Origin of the sequence: Desulfobacter postgatei 2ac9 (genome assembly GCF_000233695.2) — a bacterium.
GTDB lineage: Bacteria > Desulfobacterota > Desulfobacteria > Desulfobacterales > Desulfobacteraceae > Desulfobacter > Desulfobacter postgatei.
The window spans coordinates 1,089,267-1,114,310 of record NZ_CM001488.1; the positions used below are offsets into that span (position 1 = coordinate 1,089,267).

20 protein-coding genes are annotated in these 25,044 nt (G+C 49.8%); 10 read left to right on the forward strand and 10 right to left on the reverse strand.

Going from position 1 to position 25,044, the window contains the following annotated elements; translation table 11 throughout:
• Nucleotides 1-13 precede the first annotated feature (13 nt).
• Genes DESPODRAFT_RS04980 through mads1 form a run of 3 tightly spaced genes read right to left on the reverse strand, consistent with a single transcriptional unit; the run spans nt 14 to nt 4,336 of the window.
• Nucleotides 14-916: a DUF4391 domain-containing protein gene (locus tag DESPODRAFT_RS04980; protein ID WP_004071814.1), complete on the reverse strand. Its 903-nt coding sequence runs from the start codon at nt 914-916 to the stop codon at nt 14-16.
• Nucleotides 903-4,142 carry a helicase-related protein gene (locus DESPODRAFT_RS04985; protein WP_004071815.1) on the reverse strand — a complete coding sequence of 1,080 codons (3,240 nt, stop codon included), beginning with the start codon at nt 4,140-4,142 and terminating at the stop codon, nt 903-905. The genes DESPODRAFT_RS04980 and DESPODRAFT_RS04985 overlap by 14 nt, the downstream gene beginning before the upstream one ends.
• On the reverse strand, nt 4,139-4,336 hold the full coding sequence (gene mads1 / locus DESPODRAFT_RS04990; RefSeq protein WP_004071816.1) for a methylation-associated defense system helix-turn-helix domain-containing protein MAD1: 198 nt from the start codon (nt 4,334-4,336) through the stop codon (nt 4,139-4,141). The genes DESPODRAFT_RS04985 and mads1 overlap by 4 nt, the downstream gene beginning before the upstream one ends.
• Nucleotides 4,337-4,683: 347 nt before the next feature.
• Between mads1 and DESPODRAFT_RS04995 the strand changes: the two genes are divergently transcribed.
• Together DESPODRAFT_RS04995 and DESPODRAFT_RS05000 are read left to right on the forward strand one after the other, a co-directional pair.
• Entirely contained in the window at nt 4,684-4,980 is a 297-nt protein-coding gene (locus tag DESPODRAFT_RS04995; protein WP_040016191.1) for a type II toxin-antitoxin system RelE/ParE family toxin, read from the forward strand.
• Nucleotides 4,981-4,983: 3 nt separating this feature from the next.
• A complete protein-coding gene (locus DESPODRAFT_RS05000; RefSeq protein ID WP_004071818.1) occupies nt 4,984-5,286 on the forward strand; it encodes an addiction module antidote protein in 303 nt (100 codons plus the stop codon).
• 164 nt (nt 5,287-5,450) lie between these two features.
• On the opposite strand, the gene DESPODRAFT_RS05005 is transcribed toward DESPODRAFT_RS05000, so the two are convergent.
• Entirely contained in the window at nt 5,451-6,296 is an 846-nt protein-coding gene (locus tag DESPODRAFT_RS05005) for an amidohydrolase family protein (RefSeq protein WP_004071819.1), read from the reverse strand.
• Between the two features lie 25 nt (nt 6,297-6,321).
• Between DESPODRAFT_RS05005 and DESPODRAFT_RS05010 the strand changes: the two genes are divergently transcribed.
• The 6 genes from DESPODRAFT_RS05010 to DESPODRAFT_RS05035 all read left to right on the forward strand — a co-directional run bounded on the left by DESPODRAFT_RS05010 (nt 6,322) and on the right by DESPODRAFT_RS05035 (nt 13,278).
• Entirely contained in the window at nt 6,322-7,065 is a 744-nt protein-coding gene (locus DESPODRAFT_RS05010; protein ID WP_245532014.1) for a precorrin-2 dehydrogenase/sirohydrochlorin ferrochelatase family protein, read from the forward strand.
• A 5-nt stretch (nt 7,066-7,070) separates the two neighbouring features.
• Complete coding sequence (locus DESPODRAFT_RS05015; protein ID WP_245532015.1) at nt 7,071-7,898, forward strand: cytochrome C assembly family protein; 828 nt, start codon at nt 7,071-7,073, stop codon at nt 7,896-7,898.
• 24 nt (nt 7,899-7,922) lie between these two features.
• A complete protein-coding gene (hemA, locus tag DESPODRAFT_RS05020; protein WP_004071822.1) occupies nt 7,923-9,215 on the forward strand; it encodes a glutamyl-tRNA reductase in 1,293 nt (430 codons plus the stop codon).
• 14 nt (nt 9,216-9,229) lie between these two features.
• A complete protein-coding gene (mrcB, locus tag DESPODRAFT_RS05025) occupies nt 9,230-11,539 on the forward strand; it encodes a penicillin-binding protein 1B (RefSeq protein ID WP_004071823.1) in 2,310 nt (769 codons plus the stop codon).
• The gene (locus tag DESPODRAFT_RS05030) at nt 11,540-12,046 is read left to right on the forward strand and encodes a hypothetical protein (RefSeq protein ID WP_004071824.1); all 507 of its coding nucleotides are present in this window, start codon (nt 11,540-11,542) and stop codon (nt 12,044-12,046) included.
• Nucleotides 12,047-12,291: 245 nt separating this feature from the next.
• The gene (locus DESPODRAFT_RS05035) at nt 12,292-13,278 is read left to right on the forward strand and encodes a hypothetical protein (protein ID WP_004071825.1); all 987 of its coding nucleotides are present in this window, start codon (nt 12,292-12,294) and stop codon (nt 13,276-13,278) included.
• A 50-nt stretch (nt 13,279-13,328) separates the two neighbouring features.
• Here DESPODRAFT_RS05035 and DESPODRAFT_RS05040 read toward each other — a convergent pair whose 3' ends face one another.
• The 4 genes from DESPODRAFT_RS05040 to DESPODRAFT_RS05055 all read right to left on the reverse strand — a co-directional run bounded on the left by DESPODRAFT_RS05040 (nt 13,329) and on the right by DESPODRAFT_RS05055 (nt 17,202).
• Nucleotides 13,329-13,691: an ATP-binding cassette domain-containing protein gene (locus tag DESPODRAFT_RS05040; RefSeq protein WP_052314665.1), complete on the reverse strand. Its 363-nt coding sequence runs from the start codon at nt 13,689-13,691 to the stop codon at nt 13,329-13,331.
• Complete coding sequence (locus DESPODRAFT_RS05045; RefSeq protein WP_004071826.1) at nt 13,691-14,767, reverse strand: ABC transporter permease; 1,077 nt, start codon at nt 14,765-14,767, stop codon at nt 13,691-13,693. The genes DESPODRAFT_RS05040 and DESPODRAFT_RS05045 overlap by 1 nt, the downstream gene beginning before the upstream one ends.
• Nucleotides 14,768-14,944: 177 nt before the next feature.
• The gene (locus DESPODRAFT_RS05050; RefSeq protein ID WP_004071828.1) at nt 14,945-16,597 is read right to left on the reverse strand and encodes an AMP-binding protein; all 1,653 of its coding nucleotides are present in this window, start codon (nt 16,595-16,597) and stop codon (nt 14,945-14,947) included.
• A 35-nt stretch (nt 16,598-16,632) separates the two neighbouring features.
• The gene (locus tag DESPODRAFT_RS05055; RefSeq protein ID WP_004071829.1) at nt 16,633-17,202 is read right to left on the reverse strand and encodes a cupin domain-containing protein; all 570 of its coding nucleotides are present in this window, start codon (nt 17,200-17,202) and stop codon (nt 16,633-16,635) included.
• 302 nt (nt 17,203-17,504) lie between these two features.
• Between DESPODRAFT_RS05055 and DESPODRAFT_RS05060 the strand changes: the two genes are divergently transcribed.
• Together DESPODRAFT_RS05060 and DESPODRAFT_RS05065 are read left to right on the forward strand one after the other, a co-directional pair.
• Entirely contained in the window at nt 17,505-19,595 is a 2,091-nt protein-coding gene (locus tag DESPODRAFT_RS05060) for a GAF domain-containing sensor histidine kinase (protein WP_004071830.1), read from the forward strand.
• 73 nt (nt 19,596-19,668) lie between these two features.
• Nucleotides 19,669-22,263 (forward strand): helix-turn-helix domain-containing protein, encoded by a 2,595-nt coding sequence (locus DESPODRAFT_RS05065; protein ID WP_004071831.1) that lies wholly within the window; start codon nt 19,669-19,671, stop codon nt 22,261-22,263.
• 54 nt (nt 22,264-22,317) lie between these two features.
• Here the strand turns inward: DESPODRAFT_RS05065 and DESPODRAFT_RS05070 are convergent, their stop codons facing one another.
• Together DESPODRAFT_RS05070 and DESPODRAFT_RS05075 are read right to left on the reverse strand one after the other, a co-directional pair.
• Nucleotides 22,318-23,238 (reverse strand): YitT family protein, encoded by a 921-nt coding sequence (locus tag DESPODRAFT_RS05070; protein WP_004071832.1) that lies wholly within the window; start codon nt 23,236-23,238, stop codon nt 22,318-22,320.
• A gap of 180 nt (nt 23,239-23,418) precedes the next feature.
• Entirely contained in the window at nt 23,419-24,999 is a 1,581-nt protein-coding gene (locus tag DESPODRAFT_RS05075) for an SNF2 helicase-associated domain-containing protein (protein ID WP_004071833.1), read from the reverse strand.
• Nucleotides 25,000-25,044 lie beyond the last annotated feature (45 nt).

A 25,044-nucleotide genomic window follows, 5' to 3' on the forward strand; every position in this document is an offset into this window, starting at 1 on the left:
TAAACCTCTCTTATTACAGGCTCGCAGCCAGTTGCCTGAGCTCTTGTTCAAACTTCTTGATCTGTGTATTCAGCTCCACCTGCCGGTTAAAAGCCGCTTTCTTCAACTGCCCGCGCAGCTCCGATATTCTTGATTCAATTTCCCGGCACCGTGTTAAACGTTCCAGCCGGTCGACCGCTTTGCCGATGGTAAAGGTCCCGGATAAGACCGAGCATTCGTATCCGGTAAAGCGATCCGTCCAGGCATTGTATAAAGTCCCGTAGGTCTGAAGCGGCATAGTGTCCCACGCAAGTGACTTTATAAATTGATAATTGACAGTGGATAATTGACAATTATTTTCATTTTCAATTTTCAATTCTCCATTCTCAATTGTTACTTTCATCCAGCCGGTGGTATAAAAGCGCTCGGCAACAAAGGCTCCGTGCTCGGCCTGACTGAAACGCTTGGGAGCGATACTCAGGGCAACAAGATTGGAACCACTAATGGACACGAATTCACACGAATGTATTTCTTTTTTATTGGTGTCTATTTGTGTTGATTCGTGGTTAAGATAAAAGCCCAGCATCAAGGGATACGGGATGACCCGGTGGATGATCTCGGCAATTCGTTTGTGTCCTTTTTGGGAATTCATTTCGATCTGCAGAACCGCCACCTCAAGGTACTCCCGCTCATTGTCTCTGTAGGGCAGAACCGGACAGGTTGATGGTTTCAGGGTGTATTCCCAGTACACGTTCTTCACGTTTTCCCGAAACAGCTTTTTGTCGCTGACACCCAAAGAAGCATTCTCAAGGAACAACTTTTTAGCCATGCGTTTATGTAAATACGCAGATTCTGGAAAGCCAATATTTGCAACCACGAATGGACACAAATTTTCACTAATATTTTCTTTATTAAATTCGTGTTTATTCGTGTTCATTCGTGGTTCCTTCCAGCAGAATCAAATACGACACCACTTCAAAGTCATCCATGCCCTTAAAGCTGTTTTTGTTGATTACGGTTCCGCCGGGAGAGAAGAGACTCTCCACGCCGCGTTCTTCAGCCGCACCGGTCAGGGCCTGCACGGCGTTGGACAGCAGGTTGCGGTATTGAGACATATCGGAACCATTGCGTGTCAGGCCGGAAAAGCGGGTTGTGGCTGTGCCATCAACGGACTTTCCATGGATACTCATCTTCTTCAGCAGATCCAGAATCTTTTTGGTTTGAGTGAACTGCAAAAGGACCGATCCGTCATTTTTTACATAGACCAGATAGTAAGGCGACAAAGCATAGGTGGCGTCTGAAACGGTTTGAGCGCCTTCATTTCTGAGACAGAAAATCACCCCGGGTGAGAATTCTCCTTTTAAAGAGTCGTTGATGGTGGCCACGGCATAAGCGCCGGAGGGTATCCGCTCCAGTAGATTCTCATGCACTTTTATGTAGTCACTGAGATCCATACGGAAGTCGTTCAGTGTGAGGTCGGTAATGGAGATGCCACCTTCGACGTCATCAATATCAACCACTTCGTTCTGAAGCTTCTCGAGCTGTTTGCGGCGGTATTCAAGATCATTCATTTTTCCGGAATCGGTAAACGCTATGACGTTCTCTTCACCGGTGGCCGAGATATCCAGCAGAACCATGCGGCCGGAAACGCGGGCCTCAAGATTGATGTATTCGTCCAGCTCCATGTTGGGCCAGAAGTTCACCAGTTGGATTTTGTCATTTTTCGAGCCCAGTCGATCAACACGGCCAAAACGCTGGATGATCCGAACCGGGTTCCAGTGAATGTCATAGTTGATCAGGTAATCACAGTCCTGCAGGTTTTGCCCCTCTGAAATACAGTCCGTGGCAATCAGCAGGTCAATTTCAGCAGTGAGAGAAGAATCAATTTTGTCACGCTCTTTTGATACCGGAGAGAAGGAGGTGATGATTGAGGCCAGATCTTTGCGTATGCCGGGTATCTCGGTTTTGTTCTCACCGGAACCGGTCACCAAGGCGGCATAGATTCCCAGCTCCCGCTGTGCCCATTTTGCTGTGTTTTCGTATAGATACTTGGCGGTGTCTGCAAATGCGGTGAAAATGATGAGCTTTTTGTTTCCTAAGTTAATCGGATGGGTGACTTTGTAACGAATGAGCTCCTTCAGTTTCCTGAGCTTTTCATCTTGCGGAGCCTTAACTGCTCGTGCAGACGAAATGAGCTTCTCCAGAATTTCCCGATCCTCCTCAAGCTCTTGTTTCCAGCGAACCGTATCCATGTCTTGAATCAGGACTTTGACCTTTTTGCCGACAACAAAAGGGGAAAAGGCGTCATCTTCTATTTCAATCTCTTCGATATCAAACTCTTCGACAGATGAATTGTTGTCATGGTCCGCAATCTTCTGAATCAACCCTGTTACCTCGCCGAGCAGTTTCTCCAGCGTCATTGTGAAGGAGTTGATAGAGCTTTCCATTCGTTTGAACAGGTTAACCCGCATCAAATGAATCAAGCTCTGTTCACGGTCTACCTGTCTGAACATGGAACCGCCGGCCACCTTTCGGTCATACTTGCGGCTATACTCTTCAGCCTTTTGCGGCAAAACATATTTCAGCGGAGCATAGGCGCTCAGATTAAGCAGCCGAATGTCTCTATTAATACTTTCAAGAGCCGGGAAGCGTCCCTGTGTATCAATGTCTGTCTTAATATTGACGGGCTTGAGCCTCTCCGGAAATTTTCCGATTTCCGTTACATCATAGTACTTCTCAATATGCTTTCTGGATCGGGCAATGGTGAGCAGGTCCAGCAATTTGAAATAGTCAAAATTCAAAGTCTCCAGCAGGGATTCGGTGGTTCTTTCGCGCTCAATCAAATTCAACCACCCATTGAAGCGCGTCTGAGCCATTTTCAGCGTCTGCTCGATGCTGGTAATACCGTTGGTCTTCAATGCGTCGTCCTTTGCCTCAACGATAAAGGCGACTTGGTTTTTCAGGTCGTTCATCCGGTTGTTTACAGGAGTCGCTGAAAGCATCAGCACCTTGGTTTTTACGCCGGCTTTGATGATCTCGTTCATCAGCTTTGAATAGCGGGTCAGAGAATCATCCTTGCGGGCCGGGTTGTTTCTGAAATTGTGCGACTCGTCGATAACGATCAGGTCGTAGTTGCCCCAGTTCAGGGTCTCTAAATTGATCTCCCCGGACATTCCTCGCACACGGGTCAGATCCGTATGGTTGAGGACATCATAATTGAACCTGTCCGAAGCCATGATGTTTCGTTTGTCATTAACGGTATATAAGGTCCAGTTTTCCCTTAGCTTTTTGGGGCAAAGAACCAGAACCCGGTCATTGCGGAGTTCGTAGTATTTGATGACCGCCAGGGCCTCAAAGGTCTTACCCAGCCCCACGCTGTCTGCGATGATGCAGCCATTGTAGCGTTCAATTTTATCGATGGCTCCAAGAACGCCGTCCCGCTGAAATTTGTAAAGCTTCTGCCAGACCTGTGTGCTCTTGATTCCGGTCTGGGTCTTGATGATTTTGTCCTCATCCAGCTCGCCGATAAAACCCCTGAAGATATTAAACAGAGTCAGGAAATAGATTTGTTGGGGCGTTTTGTCTGAATAAACAAGCGCAAGAGCGTCCTGAAGAATCGCTTCAAAATCATTGCTGTTTTTTCCGGAAGCCCACAGTTCGTCAAACCACTTTATAAGCGAATGTGCCTCACCGGAACTGCGAAAGCAGGTGTTCAGATGGTGGGATTCAGATGGAACGATACCCAAACCGTCAGTGGTGAAAGATGAGCTGCCCACAATAGCAAGGTACTCATCATTACCGGCGTGAGATAAATGAATAAGATTCTGATGAACCGGTGAAGGTAACTTGCGGACTTCACACTTCTGTTTCAGCCATTCCGAGCATTCCCGTGCGATACGAGTAACATCAAGCCGATTCCGAAGACGACGGTCTAAGTGATTTCCGGGCAGGTTTTTAAGAAAACCCTCTCCATCTCCATGATTTGGTACAAGAAGCCTGAACTTGGAAACCTTTGAAAGTTCCTTTTTCAGTTCATCGTAGGCGTAAAGAGAAAACAGTGCGGAAACCACGGAGAAAGTGCATCCGGCAGCAATATTTCCTTTGAGCTCGGAAACAACGTTTCCCAGAGATTTGTTGTCAAGTATTCCCGCAGATTGTTTCACTGATCTTCACTCTCTTTAGAACCACTTGCTTTCCCGTCACGGACCCAAATATCGACTTCATCTTTCTTAAATTTCCAAAGACGGCCGATTTTGTGGGCAGGCATTTTCTTTTTGTTTATCCATGTGTAAACTGTATCTTTGCTGACACCCAGATATTGAGCAATCTCCTCGACTGACAACCAGCGATCTTCCATTTTTTACACCTTTGAAGAGTATAGGGTCAAATTGGTTTAGTTTGTCTTTTTACACGGTGTCTGTTTTTTGTCAATCAGGTTTAGTTGGGTTTAATAAGGTTTTGAATGAAAGATTGGCATGGATAGTGGAACCGAACTTTAGCGTTTTCCAAAATTGATTCACTTTTTGTTATTTGATGCCTGAAATATAAAATTTGGCAAATCATGCTGAGGGGCTTGGGGTGAGGACTATGTCCAAGGTAAGGACCGTTTTTAGGCAAATAAAAAACCCGGACTATCCCTGTTATTCATATCGGGGCTTGTATATTTTATTTGACTTTCTGTATTCGAACGATTACATATTCAATATGTACATAGTTAAAACATTACCCGAATTTGATAAATGGCTTGACAGCTTGAAAGATCGTATTACGCGGCTTCGCCTAAGCCGCCGTCTTGATAAAGCACAGCGTGGCAACCTTGGTGATGTAAAACCTGTTGGCGAAGGTGTCTTTGAAATGAGGGAACATTTTGGCCCCGGCTGGAGGATGTACTACACCAAACGGGGAGACACTTTGATCGTCATGCTTGGTGCGGGAGATAAAAGCAGCCAGGAAAGCGACATTGCCAAGGCTAAACAGAGGGAAACCACTTTGGAGGATTGAACCATGAAAAAACGAATTGCAGACCTGCCGGACTTTGATTTGGCACAGCAACTTAAAAGTGAAGAAGATATTGCTGCTTACATCACTATGGTGATTGAAGACGGAGATGCCGCAGAACTGGCCCACGCTCTGGGGGTTGCTGCCAAAGCTCGCGGTATGAGTGAAGTTGCCAAAGCGACAGGGATAACCCGTGAAGCCTTGTATAAAGCGCTTAAACCAAACGCCAAACCTCGATTTGATACAATTAATAAGGTGTGTGCAGCCCTTGGGGTTCGTCTGATAGCTCAACCTGACAACACTCATTGAACACAGATCAATTTTTCTAAAATTTCAGCAGATATTTTTGTTATTGGAAATTGATATATACAATTGGGCAGATCAAATACTTGGTGTTAAGGCGAGGACTAATCGTCTGACAGATCCAATTTTTTCAACCAGATGAACACACCGGACTATCAGTCCCCATTTTATTATAAGTCCGGGTACAGGGCCCGGGCATTTTCTCCGAGTACCATCCGTTTTTGCTCTAAAGTCAGCCCTGACTGGTCAATGTCAGTGTAATACCTGTCAGGGGTCAGCAGGGGATAATCCGTGCCGAACAGAACTTTTTCCAGTACGCCTGCCTTGACCGCCATATCGTAGATTTGCGGTTCGTAAAGAAAAACAGACGCGGCCGTATCATACCAGATATTTTTAAGCCGTTCTTTCATCTGCTTTTTCATGATGTGATAAAAAAAGATGCCGCCGCCCCAGTGGGCAAGAATGATTTTGTTGTCCGGAAAGGTTCGGGCTAGATTATCAATCTGATTAAGGGTGACAGGGCTTTTTCCCGGATATTGATGCCCCACAGGCTCATTGGTATGGATCATACACGGTAAATTGCCCTTGCGTTTGAGAACATCCATCACAGGCTCCAGAAGCCGGATGGCTCTATCGTCAATGCCGGATAAGTAAAAGGCCAGTTCCCCCACACCGGAAAGCCCGGCATCAATACAGCGTTCAGCCTCTTTGGGCGCACCTTCCCAGGCCGGATCAAAACAGGCCAGCCCCCGTAACCGTTTCGGGTGCGCCGTGACCGCCTCAATTATCGCATCATTATTTTTTTTTGTGTATTCGGGGTTGCGCCATGGAAATCCTAAAACAATGGAAATATCCACCTCGTGCCGGTCCATTGTGTCAATGAGTTGGGGCAGTGTTGCAATTTTTGCCTTTGGGCAATTGTATAGAAGCTTGAATTCAGGTTCGTTGTCAAAAAATGGAGTCCTGTCATTTGCAACGGCCTGAAAAAAAAGATGGGTATGGAAATCGATAATCACGGTATTGCCTTCATAAGGATAAAGATTGAAAAAAACTAACAGGCAATATATATTAAACCCCCTGCCCAAACAAGGGCAAATAAGGGATAAGGTGATGGATTACTATCCGATTTTTTTAGATGTTAAAGACAGATGCTGCCTTGTGGTTGGCGGTGGGGCAGTGGGAACAAGAAAAGCGTTTGGCCTTGCCGGGGCAGGTGCCCGGGTCATCGTGGTCAGCCTTGGCTTTTCAGATGAACTGTTAAATAGGCCGTTTTCTGCCATTACATTAAAGAAGAAAGATTTTCAGGATTCGGATCTGGACGGCATGAGTCTGGCTTTTGCCGCCACAGATAATATGAAGTTAAATGCCAGGATACGGCAGGCTGCACAAAAGAAAAATATATTGTGCAATATTGCTGACGGTCCGGATAAAGGGGATTTTATCCTGCCGGCAGTGGTGGACAGGGGCGATCTTTTATTTGCCGTATCTACCTGCGGGGCAAGTCCGGCCCTTTCAAGGCGCCTGCGCATGGCGATTGAAACACGTTTCGGTCGTGAATACGGTATACTTGCCACCCTTTTAGGCCGCATCAGATCCATTTTGCTGGAACAGGGACATGATCCCAAGGGACACCGCAAAATTTTTTGTGCCCTGCTTGATGCCGATCTGCCTGAAAAGATTGCCGCAGGACAAACCCACCAGATTGATGCCGTACTTACTATGGTGCTGGGTGACGGTTTCAGCCTGGAAAGGCTTATGCCCGATTTCGGTTCCCGGGAGTTGTGATGTTTATGAATATTCCTTTTATCCTTTTGCAGTGCGCAACGTTTTTTTACCTGATCAGTACGGGCGGGTATTTTTGCTATCTGTTTTACCAGAAAGATCGGATACAGCAGACCGCCTTGGGCGCTGTGGGTATCGGGGCTGTGGTTCATCTGTTCGCCATTGTTCTGCAGAGCGCGGCACTTGGGGGGCTGCCCATCTATACCATTGGCCAGAGTCTGTCCATGGCAGGCCTGTCTCTTGCCGCCATGTTCATCTATGTGCAGTACCGGTTTTATTTAAAAATTCTTGGTGTCTATGCCACGGCCATGATCAGCGTGCTTATGCTGGCAGCCATTCTTTTGCCCGAAGCAGCCCAGGCCCCGGACAAGATATATAAGGGCATTTTCTTTTTCGGGCACATCATCCTTATCTTTACCGGGGAGTCCATGCTAGCCCTGGCCTGCGGTGCCGGTATCCTTTATCTGCTTCAAGAGCAGGGCATCAAAGGCAAAAGTCCGGGGTTTTTTTTCAAGCGGCTGCCCTCTTTGGATTTTCTGGATGCCGTCTCCTATACCTGTATTTCCACAGGATTTGCCTTGCTTACGTTTGGGCTTGTCACCGGTCTTATTTATGCCAGATCCGTGTGGGGCAGTTTCTGGCGATGGGATGTCAAAGAGGTGTTTTCCCTGGGGGCCTGGCTGGTGTATGCGGTGCTTTTGCATCTGCGGCTTAATTCGGGGTGGCAGGGCCGTAATTCCGCGATCATGTCCGTGATTGGTTTTATCATACTAATTTTTACCTTCCTGGGGGTGAATTTTTTCCTTGGCGGGCATCACCAGGGGTTTACCCAATAAGAACAGGACACAGATTAACCCATTATGCCGAAGATAATTCTGATTGGTGCCAGCCATAAGACCGCGCCTGTAGAGCTCAGGGAAAAACTCTCTTTTTCCCAGGAACAGATTGAAACAGCCCTGGATTTTATAAAACGGGATCCGGGTATCAAGGAAGGCCTGGTTTTTTCCACCTGCAACCGCCTGGAATTTCTCTATATACCGGGAAAAGAGGCGTTGGACAACAATGACGGAATTGATGCCGTTATGCGGTTTATCTCTGAATTGAAGCAGTTACCTGCTTGTGAATTCAAATCATCCCTTTACATCCACCGGGATGACGATGCTGTCCGCCATCTGTTCTGTGTGGCTGCAAGTCTTGATTCCATGGTGGTGGGAGAACCCCAGATTCTGGGCCAGGTGAAAAAGGCCTATAAAACTGCGGTAAGTGCGGGTACCACAGGGGTCTTGCTTAATCGCCTGATGCACAAATCCTTTTCCGTGGCAAAACGGGTGCGAAAACAGACCGGCATTGGTGATAATGCCGTTTCCATTTCCTATGCCGCCATTGAACTTGCCCATAAAATTTTTGCCGATCTTGCCACCAAAAGCGTCATGCTCATCGGGGCCGGCGAGATGGCGGAGCTGGCTGTTGAACACCTTATGACCCATCAGGTAAAAAAGATTGTGGTGGCCAACCGAACATTTAAAAACGCTTTGGAACTGGCCCGCAAGTTTAACGGCAAGGCGGTCCAGTACGAGGAACGGGAATCTGCCCTGGCTGATGTGGACATCATTATCAGTTCCACCGGGGCCACGGATTATGTGTTAACCCGTGACCAGGTCAAGCGCGTCATGAAAAAAAGACAGAACAAGACCCTGTTTTTTATTGATATTGCCGTACCCAGAGATATTGACCCCCGGATCAATAAAATATCCAATGCCTATGTTTATGATATTGACGATTTGAAAAATATTGTTGAAACAAATATCAGCCAACGGGAACAGGAAACCGTCAGGGCGCAAGGTTTTGTGGAGGAAGCGTTGCTGGCTTTCCGGCGATGGCTGGATGAACTGGCCGTGGTGCCCACCATCAAGGCCATCAACCGGAAAATGACTGACATTGTGAATCTGGAATGTGAGAAAACACTGGCCGGTCTGCCTCATCTGTCAACGGCGGATACCGATGCGATCCGCAGGATGACACGGGCCATTGCTTCCCGTGCCATCCATGATCCCATTTTATTTTTGCGTCACACCGGCGATCACAGGGACGATTCTTTCTATTTGAATGTGGCCCGGAAGCTCTTTAATCTGGATATCATGGATCACAACTAGTGAAGGTGCGCTAAATGAAACTGTTGAGACGATTGGTCCTTTTTTTATTGTTATGTGCATGCATGGCTTTTTTCGGGTATGCTTACCTGATCAATCATCAGGTGGCCCAGCGATTCAAAGACCGGTTGTGGGATGTGCCGGCCAAAGTATATGCACGGCCCATGACCCTTTATCCGGGCTTGCAGCTGTCCGTCAAATCCCTTGAGCAGGAACTGGATTTGCTGGGATATCGAAGGGTTGAAACCCAGGCGCAGTTGACGGTTCCTGGTACTTACACCCGGTATCAGGGGCGGTTTGTCCTCAGTTGCCGATCCTTTGACTTTGGTGAACAGCGCCGCCCCGTGAGGCGCATAGAGCTAATCATTTCCGGCGATCGCATTGCCCAATTGAAAAGCGGGGAGCGCATCGCTGACATGGAACAGCTGGACCCCGTGCTGATCGGGCAGTTCTACCCGTCGTCCATGGAAGACCGTATCCTTGTTGATACTGAAGATATCCCGGCATTACTTAAAAAGACCATTATTGCCGTGGAGGATAAAAATTTTTATTCCCATTACGGTATTGATTTTAAATCCATTTTCCGGGCCATTGTGGTCAATATCCGCCAGGGTCGGCTTACCCAGGGCGCAAGTACCCTGACCCAGCAACTGGCAAAAAATTTTTTCCTTTCACCTGACAAAACGCTCAAACGAAAATTCAGCGAAGCCTTTGTCGCAGCAGCCATTGAGCGTCAGTTTACCAAGGAAGAAATTCTTGAAGCCTATATTAATGAAGTTTATTTAGGCCAGGACGGTTCCAGGGGCATATACGGGTTCGGTCTGGGGGCTCAGTTTTATTTCGGCAAGTCTTTGGAGTTGCTTTCGCCTAAAGAAACAGCTCTGTTGGTGGGTATGCTTAAAGGACCGTCCGTCTACAATCCAAGGGTGCATCCGGACCGGGCCATTGCCCGACGAAACACCGTGCTTGGTCTCATGGCAGACCAGGAGCTGATTTCATCCGCCGAGCTTACAAAATCACTCGGCAGTTCCTTAAGCGTTATTCCGATGCCCCGGCAATGGCGATTTCCCTTTTACCTGGATTTCGTTAAGCGCAGACTGCTTGAAGAATACCGTGAAAAGGATTTAAAAACCATGGGGCTGCGTATTTTTACCCCGTTGGATCCTTTGGTGCAGTTGGCTGCAGAAAAAGGGGTGGCGGATTTCATAGCGGGGAGAGATTCAAAGCTTGAGGCCGGTGTGGTGGTGACGGCCTCTGCGACCAATGAGATCCAGGCCCTGGTTGGGGGAAAGAAACCGAAATATCAAGGGTTTAACCGCGCCCTGGACGCAAAGCGTCCTATCGGTTCACTGGTGAAGCCTGTGGTATACCTTTCGGCCCTGGAGCGGCCTGAAAATTATACCCTGGTGACCCGGATCAATGACGGGCCTGTTGCATTGAAAAGTGGCGGCCGTCTTTGGAAGCCCATGAATTTTGACAAAAAATTCCATGGAGAACTGCCCTTGTTCCAGGCCCTGGTTCACTCCTACAATACCTCCACGGTCAGGCTTGGCATGGATCTTGGTTTGGACACCGTTTTTGCAACCATGGCGCAGTTGGGCTTTAAACCCAATCCCCCGCTTGTTCCTGCAATGCTTCTTGGCAGTTTTGAGATGACGCCTGTCCAGGTTGCCCAGGTTTACCACACCCTGGCCTCGGGGGGATTCTACACCCCGGCCCGGGTCATCAACGCCGTTTATACCCCTGAAGGGGAAACACTCCAGCGCTATTCTTTGAACATTGAACAGCACCTGGATCCGGGAGCGGTATTCCTGGTGGACAAAACACTTCAGGCTGTTGTCCGTGAAGGTACAGGCAGATCTCTGTCCAGATGGCTTTCACCTGATTTGGGCATTGCCGGAAAGACCGGTACGACCAATGATCTGCGGGATACCTGGTTTGCCGGATTTTCCGGAAATCGCCTGGCCGTGGTCTGGGTGGGCAGGGATGACAATCACTCCACTGGGCTCACCGGGGCTTCCGGGGCCCTGCAGGTTTTTGGCCGGATCATGGCACAAATCCCCAATACACCCCTGGTCCTGACGCCGCCGGAGAATATTGAATGGGCGGTGATTGATCCGCAAACCGGGCTTCGCACAGACAGCAATGCTCCCGGTGCCCTTGCCGTGCCTTTTATCCAGGGGTCTGCCCCTGTTCTTTTTAATCCCCTTCCCAACCCCGGTACCCAAGTGATACCTAAGACCCCGGCATACCCAAGGCCTGGCCAACAACCGGTACAGAAAAAAAAGCCGCGATATCTCATTGACTGGCTCAAGGATGTGTTTTAAATGAAAAGATATTTTTTTTATTTCATTTTATTTATGACTCTTATGGTTTTATCCGCCTGTGCGCAAAAAAGACCTGTCTCAATACCCCAGTCCCATCGGCCCCCTGAATCCGTGCCCGAGATCGGCGGGCCTGTAAGGGATCAACGCGCTGCGCCCTATGATTCGACAGTTGGTGGGGGAAAGCAGGAGGAGAATCGGCTTCTGTCTGCGGTTCGTCCTGTCCAGCGTCCCCGGCCAAAGGCGTTGACCCGCATGATTGAGAATGCCGAAAATCAGCTGCGCCGCAAGCAACCCCAGCTTGCCTTTTCAACCCTGGAGCAGGCATTGTACATTGACGGTCAGGACCCTTTGGTCTGGCATCTGATGGCAAGGGCCCGGCTAGATCAAGGTAATATCGTCCAGGCGGTTTCCCTGGCCAAAAAATCCGACAGCCTGGCGGCTGCATATCCGGACGTAAAGAAAAAAAACGCAAAGCTGCTTCGCCAAGCCCAGGAGCGTGCTGATTAGATTCGTCTGTGTCCAGCAATTCTCATTTTATTCTCGCACAAAGCCTCAAAGGCACAAAAGGCCACAAAGTTAAAATTCTAAAAGATATAGACATGATAGTTTTGCAATACTAAGGAACGGGTCTTAAATAACTTGTCCATTTTGCTATATCCGTGAGCGTGGGCGTCTCGCCCGCACTCCCAGATTAAATTATTTTGATCTCATTCCTTAGCTTTACCGGTACTGAAACCCCATTATGGTTGGACATGGAAATTTTATTATCTTCAATTGTGTTTACGGCGGACCTGATGTTTCGAATGGGCTCGGTAATGTTTATCAGTCTTTTCGGGGTGGAGCTGTTCATGCAGATGGGATTGATGCGCCACCTGAAACCTTTTGGGAAACCTGTGGCAAGAGCCGCCCGGCTACCGGCCGAAACAGCGGTTTGTTTTCTGGCCGCAATAGGCTCCATGATCGCGGCCCATACCATGGCAGCCCAATTCCATGCGGACGGACGACTGAATGACCGTGAGCTGCGCCTTACCGGTATCCTCAATACAGTGCCCTTTCATCTCAGGGAGACTCTGACCTTTCAGCTTCCCATTGTTCTGCCTCTGCTCGGCACCCGTCTGGCCATGATTTACATTGCCGCCTTCTGGCTTACCGGCGTACTCAAACTTTGCTATGTGCTCATCTGCGGAAGGGCTTGGGGCAATGGCAAAGCGCCTTTGGAAACCGGGGAGGATCCATTTTCGGCCTACGAATGCTCGCCGGATGATCCGGAATGTCTTAACCGCAGTTTGACCCGGCTTTTGAAAGACGCCTGGCATGCGCGAAAAAAAATGTTTTTCAACATGATCGGTGTGCTGGCTGTTGTGACCCTGCTGGTTCAGGTGCTGACCCTGTCGGGAATGCTCTCCTGGGTAGAGGCCGGGATTGCTCCTTTGACATCCGCCCTGGGTTTATCCGCGGCCGTCATTGGTCCGCTCACCACCTATATATTCAGTCCGATTGCCGGGATCAGCTACATGTCAACCCTTTTGGCCCAAAACAGCATCAGCGGCTATGAAGCCATCACGGCCCTCATAGCCGGCGGTCTGATCATGATACCGGTTACCCGCCTGCGCCGGACCTTGCCTCGGTATATCGCCATTTACGGAGGCTGCAACGGTTCTCTCATCTGCCTTTTGACCATGGGGTTTGGTCTTTTGTCCAGAATACTGGTTTTGGCCTGGATTATCTTATTTTATTAGTTTTCTATTTGTAAAGCCATCAAGAAACAAGAGCAATTATTAACGATGCTTCAGCCCATAAATTGCCGGACCCAGTCATTCACCGGGCGCAGCATCAGATCTTTTGGGGTGCCGGCCTGGACAATGCAGCCCTGGTTCATCAGGATGATCCGAGATCCGGCGGCAAAGGCTTCTTCGTGATCGTGGGTGACAAATATGGTGGTGATGTGAAGCCGGGAGAAAATTTGTGTGAGTTGCTCCAGAAGGTGTTTTCGCAAGACCCGGTCCAGTGCGCTCAGGGGTTCGTCCAGCATGAGCAGCCTGGGGCTTGGGGCAAGGGTTCTTGCCAGGGCCACCTGCTGGCGCTCTCCTCCGGACAGTTTATCCACCTTTCTGTTTTCAAATCCTTTGAGATTGATAAGTTCACTTTCCATTAAAAGTGTTGTAGCCCTTTTGAACTGATTTTTTCAATGAGGATAAACCCGGCTGCTGTGATTGCCATGAGAAGGGTGGAGATAGCCATGGCCTGGCCGTAATTAATGGCGCCCGGCCGGCCTAAAAACCGGTAGATGGCCAGGGGTATGGTGGGGGTGCGTGGGCCTGCCGCGAAAATGGTGGCGCCGAATTCCCCCATGCTTATGGTAAAGGCAAACACGGCGCCTGCCGTCAATGCCCCGGATATTAACGGCAGGTCAATGCACCTGAATATGTTTCCAGGGCCGGCGCCTAGTGTGGAGGCAGCCTCCCTGATGTTGTTGGGGATGCTTTTCAAGGCAGGCAGCACCGCCCGAAGCACAAAGGGAAATCCCCCCAGGGCATGGACTAAAGGGACAAGCAGAATTGAAGACCGTAAGTTCAGCGGCGGCCGGTCCAGGGTGATGATGATGCTGAAACCCAGGGTGACTGCGGAAGTGGACAGGGGCAGCATAAACAACGGGTCAAAAAATCCGGCAAGGTTTTTTGCTTTTATTCGGTCCAGGTGGTTCAGGCAGAGGGCTGCGCAAAGGCCTGTCACAAGGGCGATAAAAAGAGCGGTTCCCGCAAAGATAAAAGAGAACATATGGGCGGCCTGGCGAAAGATCTCTGCCTCTATGGTGGAATAGGCAGGTCCCCCAAGAATCAGAATAATGCCAAAGCTTGAAAAACAGAAGATGAAGACCAGAAAGGAAGCTACCCATACCGCAGGCATGAGAAGGGGCAGGGTAACATGGATAAATATCTGATACGGTCCTGCCCCGAGCATGGCTGCCGTTTCCTGGATATTGCCCCGCAACCCTGTCCAGAAGCTGGTCAAAATTCTGAGCATGACCGAAAAATTGTAAAACACATGGGCCATGAAAATCAGAACCAGGGGGTGGCGGATATTTAAGATACCCAGCCATCCGTTTTTGCCGAAACTTGCATCAAGGGCGGCGGCCACCACCACGGCAGGCAGCACAAAGGGGATGGATGCACACAGGGTTAAGAATTTTTCATATATTTTTTTCTTTAGCTGTGGAAACCCACGCATTTAGGCTTGGGAGAAAACAGTGCTTAACCAGGATTTTTGTATTAAAATTCGAATTAAAACCATACAAGACCATGAAGGACATGAAGATCAATTTTCAAGTATATCCTTCATGCTCTTCATGCTCTTCATGTCCTTCATGGTAAAAAACTCAGTGCTAAAATTTATGCTATTGGGTGATCAGCGTCTTTCCGGCCAAATCTTTTCCGACATCTCCGTCAATTTGTATTTCTGAATTTTTCCTGAGGCCGTCATGGGATATTGATCGATAAAATGGACATACCTGGGAATTTTGTAGCGGCTTATTTTTCCCCGGCAAAAGTCCTGGATATCGCTGGGCTCAAGATTTGCACCTTCATTCAGAATCACAAAGGCACCGACCTCTTCACCGTATTTCTCGCTGGGAACCGCAGCCACCTGGATATCCCGGATTCCATCCATGCGGTATAAAAATTCTTCGATCTCCCTGGGATAGATATTTTCCCCGCCCCGGATGATCATGTCCTTGTGCCGGCCCGTGATGGACAGATTGCGTGCTTCGTCCATGACGCCAAGATCGCCTGAGTGCAGCCAGCCCTCCTCGTCAATGGTCTGAGCCGTGGCTTCAGGATTGTTGTAGTATCCTTTCATGACACTGTATCCCCTGACACACACTTCACCCTGTTGGCCCGGGGGCAGTTCTTTTCCTGTTCCAAGGTCAATGACCTTGACTTCAAGGTGGGGCAGGGCACGGCCCACGGTTTGTGTCCGCACCCGGATGTCGTCGTGAGGTCGGGTTTGGGTCAAGACCGGAGAGGCCTCGGTCAGACCGTAGCAGATGGTGATTTCCGTCATGTTCATCTCATTAATAACCTTCTCCATGACACGGATGGGGCAGTTGGATCCTGCCATGATGCCGGTGCGCAGGGATGAAAAATCAAATTTCTTGAAAAGGGGATGTTCCAGCACGGCAATGAACATGGTGGGCACGCCGTAAAGGCCGGTACATTTTTCCTGCTCCACCGAGGCCATGATCAAAAGGGGATCAAATTTTTCCAGGATCACCATACAGGAGCCATGGTTGATGAAAGCCATTACCCCGAGTACACAGCCAAAGCAGTGGAAAAGGGGCACGGGCAGGCAGACCCGGTCATCCGGGCCCAGGTTCTGGTTGGCACCGATCCAGAACCCGTTGTTGGCGATATTGTAGTGGGTGAGCATAACGCCTTTGGGAAAACCCGTGGTTCCCGACGTATACTGCATGTTCACCACATCATGGCAATCCAGGCTATCCTGGCGGGCCTGGTATTCATCATCGGAAACCATGACGGACAAGGCCCGGATTTCGGGAGTGGTATACATGCCCCTGTGTTTTTCAGGGCCAAGAAAGATCACCCGTTTAAGATGGGGGAATTTTTCAGATTTCAGGTGGCCGCGCTGGCAGGTTTTCAGCTCCGGCACCAGTTCATATATGGTGGATATGTAATCCGTGTCCTGGTATCCGTCAATGAGAAAGAGGTTTTCACAGTCAGATTGGGATAGCAGGTATTCAAGTTCCGCTGTTTTATAATTGGTGTTCACCGTGAGCAGCACAGCCCCGATTTTGGCCGTGGCAAACTGCAAAATCACCCAGTATGGTACATTGGTGGCCCATATACCTACCTTTTCTCCTTTCTTAATGCCCAGGGCCATCAAACCCTTGGCTGTTTCATCTACATAGGTGGCAAACTGTCTGTACGTCAGGCGAAAATCCCTGTCCACATATACAACAGCCGGGTTGTCCGGATATTTTTCAACGGTTCTGTCAAAGATCTGCCCTATGGTCAGGGCTTGCAATGGCAAAGTTTCGTCCATATGATGCTCCATTCCTCTTTGGCTTAAGATGGTTGTTATTCTGGGATATAAACCACGGCATAAATTTCAGCCTTTTTTTCCCCGACACAGGAGACATAATGGGGAACCACAGAGTTGTAATAGATGGAGTCTCCGGGTTTGAGTTCATATGTTTGATTGCCGTAAATCACTTCCACAACTCCTGAAACAATAACAATAAACTCTTCGCCTTCATGGGAAGAGAGAGTTTTTTTCTTTGCGGATTCAGGCAGGATTTCAACAAAGAACGGCTCCATGTGACGGTCTGACTTACCTTTGCCCAGGGCATAGAAATTTAAGGCAGGCGCTTTGTTGGTACTGTCAAGAACGGAAAAACTGTCTGCCCGTTCCGCCTTGTGGACAATATAAGGATCACTGCTGTCCTGGTCATCCAGAAAGGTGCCTAGCCGCACACCCAGGGCCCGGGCAATTTTCATTAAAGGCCCAAGGGGGGGATAGGCGTCTTCGTCAAGCATGGTTTTGATAAATTGGGGGTCAAGGCCGGCAGCCTCGGATAATGCCGTGATATCCATGCCCCGTTTTTCCATGAATGATAAAATCCGCTGGTTAACTTTTCCTGTTTGCATCTATCCTCCATCATTATAGATTATAAAAGTATATTGATATAATATATCATAAAATTTTTGTCAAAAAATTCATGGAGTTCATTCCCTGATGCGGTATACCGAATATACCGCGCTGTCGTTGATTTCGCATGCGCGGTGAATCTTGCAATTGACGGTGTTTGTGTATGGATTGAATTTTAAAATAATATTTTTCTAGAGAAAGAGGGGCTGTTTTGGTTTATAACAGGCGATTGAATTTTTAAGCGCTGATCGGCAACCATTAAAGACCGGATGCAAAGTTTCAACCCATGGAACAATCAAAAATGGAAACTGCAAAAGGAAAAGAAGTGTATAGCAAAAAAGTACTGGATGCCTATTCCGCCCTGATTCGGGAAAAATATCCCGAAATTGAAGTCGAAGACCTCATGGCCGATGCTGGGATTGGAATTGATAAGACAGGGGATAATGCCCCGGGGATCTCCCAGGCACAGATCAATCGGTTCCATGAACGTTTGTGCATGCTTACCGATAATCTGAGAATCGCGAGGTCGGCCGGCCGGTATGCTGTGACGCCCGGATGCCTGGGAATGATTCGCAGCCTGGTGCTGCCATTCGCCGGGGTCAGGCGGGCCTGTGGGATGATGGTAAAATATGCCGGAGGCCTGACCCGGGCTTCGCGTTATACTATCCGTGATATAGAAAAAAATAAAATCGAAATTATGGTCACTCCCAATGAAGGTGTAAAAGAGGAACCTTTTCAGTGCGAGCTCCGACAGGGATATTTCCAGGGGCTTGTGGATGTTTTTCTCCATAATGAATTGTCCGTGCAGCATCCGGAATGTATATTCAACGGGGGCGGGGGGTGCCGGTATGAGCTATCCTGGAAGGGGTCGGCGTTTCCCATACTTGCCGTGCTTTCCTGGCTTGCCGGTGTTGCTGCAATCGCGATGCCCATTGCATTGTGGATAATACCTTCCCCTGTTGTGCCCAAAAGTTTGTGGCTGATTTGCCCGGCCTTATTGTTTTTTGCTCTGGGGTGGGCCGGCCAGAGCGTGAAATCAAAGGCGCTTGCAAAGTCTTTACGTGGTATTCATGCCGCCAGGGAAGAGATGCTCAATCAGGTTGAGGTCAATGCGGAAAATTCAAAGGCCATTGTCGATATCGGCCAGGCCCTGGAGCTTGAAGATCCTGATACTTGCATCTTTGAACGGACCACAAATATCGTGGGTAAAAAACTTCGGTATGACCGAGTGATGATCATGATCGCCAATGATGAGAAAACGTCTTTGTGCTATCGTGGCGGGTATGGCTTTACCGAGGTTGAAAAGCTCTACATCAGCAATTACAGCATTTCCCTTGATGGGTCATCCGAAGGGGTGTTTTATGAGTCCTTCCGGCACAAAAAAACCATGCTTGTGAATGATATGGCGTGGTTGAAGCAAAAATATCCCCAGAGTCAGGACCTTGCCGACCGTCTCAAACCCCTTTCCTTTATTATCAGCCCCATCGAAGTGGATGGGGAAGCCATCGGCCTCATGATTGCCCTAAATACAGTCACCCTCAGAAGACTGGATAGAAATGACACTCACCTGGTCATGGCCGTGGCCCAGCAGGTCGGAAGCGTCTACAGGCGTCAGAAGTATGAAAAGCAGCAGGGTGAATTTAAACGTCAGATCGTGCAGCTTCAGAAAATGGAGGCACTTGGCGTTCTGGCAGGCGGTATTGCCCATGATTTCAATAATATTTTATCCCCTATCATTGGATATACGGATCTATGCCTGTCAATGTGTCCGGAAGCTGGGAAGATGCTGACATACCTTCACCGGGTGAAAAATGCATCGGGTCGGGCCCAGGACCTGGTGGCCCAGATCCTGGCATTCAGCCGCCAGGGGGAAAGGGAGTATATCCGCTGCCACCCCGGCCCCATTATCAAGGAGAGCTTAAAGCTGCTGCGCGCATCTGTTCCCCAAACCATAAAGATCGAAACGTTGGTCAAAACAGATCTTGCGCCTGTGATGGCAGATCCCACCCAGATTCATCAACTGGTCATGAATCTTTGCACCAATGCCTATCATGCCATGGCGGACAACGGCGGGGTTCTTACCGTTTGTCTGGATGAAATTCAGGTTAACGAAAGCCCCCTTGAAGAGACGCGGCAGATGTTGCCCGGCCCCTATATTCATTTGCAGGTGAAAGATACGGGGCACGGGATGAGCCGTGCCGTCATGGACAATATATTTGAACCCTATTTTACAACAAAGACAAAAGGACGGGGCACGGGCATGGGTCTTCCCATTATCAAGGGTATTGTTGCCCGGCTCAAGGGCTATATCTTTGTGGACAGTATTGAAGGAAAAGGCAGTTGTTTTGATATTTACCTGCCCCAGGCTGCTGAAAACAGATCCGCACAATGATCGTTTTTTTGAAAAAGGTGAGGGCCAACTATGAAAAGAAACGAGATTCGGTTAACAAGAAATCGTAAATGTTATGGACGCTACGAAATCCACATTACCTTCCTTTGAAGGAAACAAAAAGATCCAGGCGGTCCGGGCCTTTGTTTCGGAAACCCTGTGTCATATCTATCTGACCGGCAGGGCCGGCACGGGTAAAACCACGTTCCTGAAATCTTTGTCGGCGTTTTGCCCCAAGCAGTTCCTTGTTGCGGCCCCCACAGGCGTTGCCGCCGTAAATGCCGGGGGGGTGACCCTGCACTCCTTTTTTCAGATTCCGTTGGGGCCATATCTTCCCGGACAAAGTGATCGATCCCAGGATAACCGGCGATTTTTCAGGTTTTCAAAGGTTAAAAAACAGATTATCAACGGCCTTGATCTGCTGGTGATTGATGAAATCTCCATGGTCCGGGCTGATCTGCTGGACGCCCTGGATGCGGTATTGCGCCGCCTGCGACGGGATGATCGGCCTTTTGGCGGGGTGCAACTGCTGCTCATCGGGGACCTGTTTCAACTGCCGCCGGTGACCAAACCCGAAGAATGGGATCTTTTGTCTAACTATTATGCCTCCCCCTATTTTTTTTCAAGCCAGGCGTTAAATCGCTCCGATCTGGTGACAATAGAGCTTGAAACCGTTTACCGTCAGAGCGATCCTGATTTTATCCGTCTGCTCAATGCCGTGCGCGAAAACCGCATGGATCGTCGTTGCACTGATATCCTCAACCGGCAGGTGAGGCCCGATCCCCCGGATCAGGGATACATTACCTTGACCACCCACAATCGACGGGCTGAGTCCATTAATAATCTGAAACTTGCCCGGCTTGGGGAGAAAGCATACACCCTGGCTGCAGAAGTGTCCGGAGATTTTCCGTCCCATGCCTTTCCCACGGGAGAGCAGCTTACCCTTAAACCAGGGGCCCAGGTGATGTTTCTGCGCAATGATGCTTCCCCTGACAAAGCTTATTTCAACGGCACCATCGGCCAGGTGACCCATGTGGGACGGGAAACCGTAACCGTTGCCTGCCGGGGCAGTGCCGGAAGAGCGGCCGGGGAAAGTGCGTCGGATCTTAAGGATGGTCCCGTTGTGGAGGTCAAGCCGGTAGATTGGGAAAATGTTACATATAAGGTAAACGAGGAAGATAACACCATCCAACAGGAGGTGGTGGGCAGATTCAAGCAGTTTCCGTTAAAGCTTGCCTGGGCTGTGACCATCCACAAAAGCCAGGGCTTAACCTTTGACCGGGCCATCGTGGATGCAAAAAATGCCTTTGCTCCCGGACAGGTATATGTGGCCTTGAGCCGCTGTACCGGCCTTGACGGGCTGGTACTCACCGCCCCTGTGCCGCCTCACGTCCTGGGCACCGACCCGGTGGTGGTGGATTTCATGAACCGGACGGCCCCGCCCGGCCAGGACCTTGCCGGGATTTTTAGAGCCGCCCGTGCCGCCTGCCAGCAGACCCTTGTGCTGAGATGCTTTGACTGCTCAAGTTTCAGAGGGTTGTTTTTTTATTTTCTGCGCCTGGCAAGGGATAACCGCAATGTGCTGCGCATCCCCGGGCTTGGTGAACCGGCGGAACTGGAATCCAGGGGCCGGGACCAGGTGTTCCAGGTGAGCGATAAATTTCAGGTGCAACTGCAACAGTTGATGGCAAATGAGTCTTTGCCGGAAACAAGTGCCGTTATCCAGGATCGGGTGCAAAAAGCCAGTGCCTGGTTCGGCAATGCCCTGGATCAGGTGTTTGGTCGTCTGCTGGAAAAAGGTTCCGTAGAAACCGACAATGCAACATTAGGCAAGCAGGTGCAAAATGCCCTGGACAATTTAAAGCAGGAAGTCCGTGTCAAACAGGCCGGGATTTTATCCTGTGCTCATGGATTTTCCACAACCGCCTATCTTAGGGCCGTATCATCCCAAGCCATGGCAGATACGCCGGGAAATCAGTCAAAAAAAAGTGCCGGTTCATCCACTACGGATTACACCGAGCTCGACATTGCCCATCCTGAAATGTTTCAAGCCTTGAAGGCATGGCGGACCCGGACCGCAGCCGCTCAAAATGTCAAGGCGTTCCAGGTGGCCCACCAGAAAGTCCTGGTTCAGATTGCGGTTTGCCTGCCCCGGTCGAAAAAAAGTCTGAAAGCTCTGAAAGGGGTGGGCCCGGCTACCGTGGAAAGCTATGCAGAGGAATTGCTGGCCATGGTGGATACCTACTGCAATGAAAAAAATATCCCGGGCGATGAATCCCCTGAGCCGCGTCCTGCAGAACAGGCCTCAGAGAAAGAGACGGGAACCCGCCGTAACAAAACCCCGGCCACGGATAATGCCGCACCCCAGGCCAACACCCGGGACATCAGCCTGATGCTGTTTAAAGACGGCTTGTCCGTGGACGAGATTGCCGAAGAACGGGGCCTGGCTGCGACCACCATCCAGGGCCACTTATGTTCTTTCATCGCCAAAGGCGAACTGGCTGTGGATCTGCTGGTGCCGGACAAAGAAAAACAGGCGGTTATCGCGGCAGTCGTGGTGCCTGATAAAAATTTGAGCCAGATGAAAGAGGAACTGGGCCACGATTATTCCTATGGTGAAATTCGGGCTGTCGTGGCTCACCTGCAATATCTTGAAGCCGGGCAGGGATAAACGGTATATCCCTGCCCTTGGACTGCCATCTGAAGCGAAAACTTGCCCAATGGCTCAGCTTTTTTTCATGGTATACCCGCCCCAGGTCTGCTGGGATACGCCGACCACCATGAATGCATCGGGGTCGATCCGGTTAATGATGAATTTCACATCATAGACCCGGGAGCGTAGTACTGTGAGATATAAAAGGGTTCGCTCTTCACCGGAATACCCGCCTTTGCCCTGCCACATGGTCACGCTGCGTTTCAATTCGTTAATAATGGCATACCGCAAAGGTTCTGGATTTTGGGTAATAATCATCAATGTGCGCATCTGGCTGGCTCCTTCCATGGCAAAATCTGCGCTCATGCCTGCGATCAGAAGCGCCAGGAAGGCCAGTAAAGAGGTTTCCCAGCTGAACACAAAGCCGGCAACGGCAATAATTAACACATCCACGTAGAGGCTGGACTGGGACATGGGAAATCCGGTTTTATTGTAAATGATCCGGGTAATGATTGATGTGCCGCCGATGGTGCCGCCAAAACGGTAGATAATACCCAAGCCAATGCCAATGAGCAGTCCGCTGTAAATGCTTGCCAAAAGTTTGTTCTCGGTGATGGGAAATTGGGTGAATAGCGTTGGCATGCAGACAATAAGAAATTCTGTGGCACCGGAAAACACCACCACAGCGAGGGTGGAGGTAAACAAAAACCGCCATTTACCCAGGGTGAAAAAGCCAAGGATAAACAATGGAATATTTGCCGTAAAATAAAACAGGCCGGGGGAGAATCCGGTCAAATGATTCACAATAATGCCCAATCCGGATGCTCCGCCTGCAGCCAGGTTGTACGGCATTTGGAACAATACATAGCCAAAGGCGTTGAGCGCAGCACCTAAAGTAATGGCCAACTGCTGGTTTGAAATCCGCAGGATTTTCTGCCAACCGGGAGATTCAAGTTTTTGTTGAACCGCTTCTTTCAGTTTTTTTCGTGCCAAGCTTCACTCCTTCATGAATGTGGCCAGACCTTCGGCCTTGAACCGAACCGGCGACTAAAGCGGTTCCGGTCTGACCCATTTATAAACGCCCCTTGATACCCGTTCCAGTTTGCCCTTTTTGATAAGTCCGTACAGGATGTTCCTGATCTTTTGCGGCTTTTGCCTGTTTTTCACTGATCATCAAATCAATCTTTTCCTCGATGGTGCCCCGGGTGACAAATTTATGCACCAGGACTTTTTTCGTCTGCCCGATGCGAAACGCCCTGTCAGTGGCCTGGTTCTCCACGGCGGGGTTCCACCATCGGTCAAAATGGACCACAGGTCCGACAGCCGGTTTTCCACCGGCGTGCCGGTCATGACGATCCGGTGGGCGGCAGGCAGTGCTTTGACGGCCCGGGTCTCCTGGGTGCCGGGATTTTTAATGGCCTGGGCCTCGTCCAGGATCAGACAGTGCCAGGAATACTTGGCCAGCCAGTCTACACCCTTTGACTGGTAGGGCCGCAATGTCGCTTTGAAGTCTTTGCCCGGCACGACCGGATCCACCTGTTCCGGGTGGGTCATCTTTTCCAGTACGGATGTCAGCCATGTGCCGTTGGAGACACAGATCTCCACCTGGCCGTCATCGCCGTGCCCAAGTATTTTTTCCGGAGCCAGCCGGGCCCGCATGGCCATTCCCAGGGTCATGCCCGAGGCAGCCAGGTCCTCAATTCGCTCGAAGGCTTTCAGGGCTTGTCTTAGCTTTTCCGGGTCCACGGTCACCCATTTATTTTTGATAAACGCCAGGCCCTGGGTCTGCTCCAGGATGGTTTCAACCTCCTGCCTGGACAATTCCAGATCGCCCAATCCCACACTGACATTAAAATCAAGTATCGCATCCAACCCGGCCAGAGCCGGTTTTTTGTCCCCCAGGGAGATGGTTACCCGGGGCGTGGAAGCGGTTTGTTTCCACCAGTCCGGGATCCGGCAGAGTACGCCACAGGCCTCATAATCCGGGATCTCCTTTAGAAAGCCAAAGGCTTCATCTTCATCCCAGGCCAAGGGATGGAACAGCTCTCCGGAGTCAATGAGGTCCGCTACGATCCGGCTTTTTTCCGCCGCCTTGTACACCGTGGATAAAAGGGTTAAAAGCGCATCATCGTCATGGGTTTCAATGGCATGTTTCAGGGGCAGGTGTTTGGGTTTTCCATTGGCCCCCATGCCTGCGGAATAGGTGGCCATAAAGGCAAAGGGCAGGTGTGAATTTTTAGCCTCCACCAGATGAAAAAACACCCGGCCTGCCGGGTGAAGGTCCGGGTTTTTCTCCCGGAAATAGTCGCTGACACGGCCCTTGAATGCCTTGATGTCACGGGAAAACGCCTCATTAAAGCCCTGCCACAGCCCCTCAAGCATGCCGGGCGTTACATATTCGGACCCGGCCATCATGGGACAGGTTGAAATAAAATCGCTGACAAGCCCCGGCGGTACACTGATGACAGCGTCGTGCCTGAGGGTTTCATGTTCGACGGTTTTTAACAACTCCCGGACAAAACAGCGGGAAAACCGCAGGAAATAGTCCAGGGAGGCTGAAAAATCCAAAGGAAATTGCTTAAAGCCCAGTTCGTACAGCCAGTCGTCTTTTCGGGTTTCAGCAGCTTGGGCAATTTCCTTCTGGCGCTGTACCTGCTCCGGGTGGACCGTGCCGTTTACCGTTTCCCATTCAAGCACCAACGTCTGGTCCGGCATGATCGAAACAACCGGTTGTTCTTTAGTTCTGTCCGTCAATTGATCTTATCTCCACCATCGTTATTCTCCGGCGAAGGTATATCA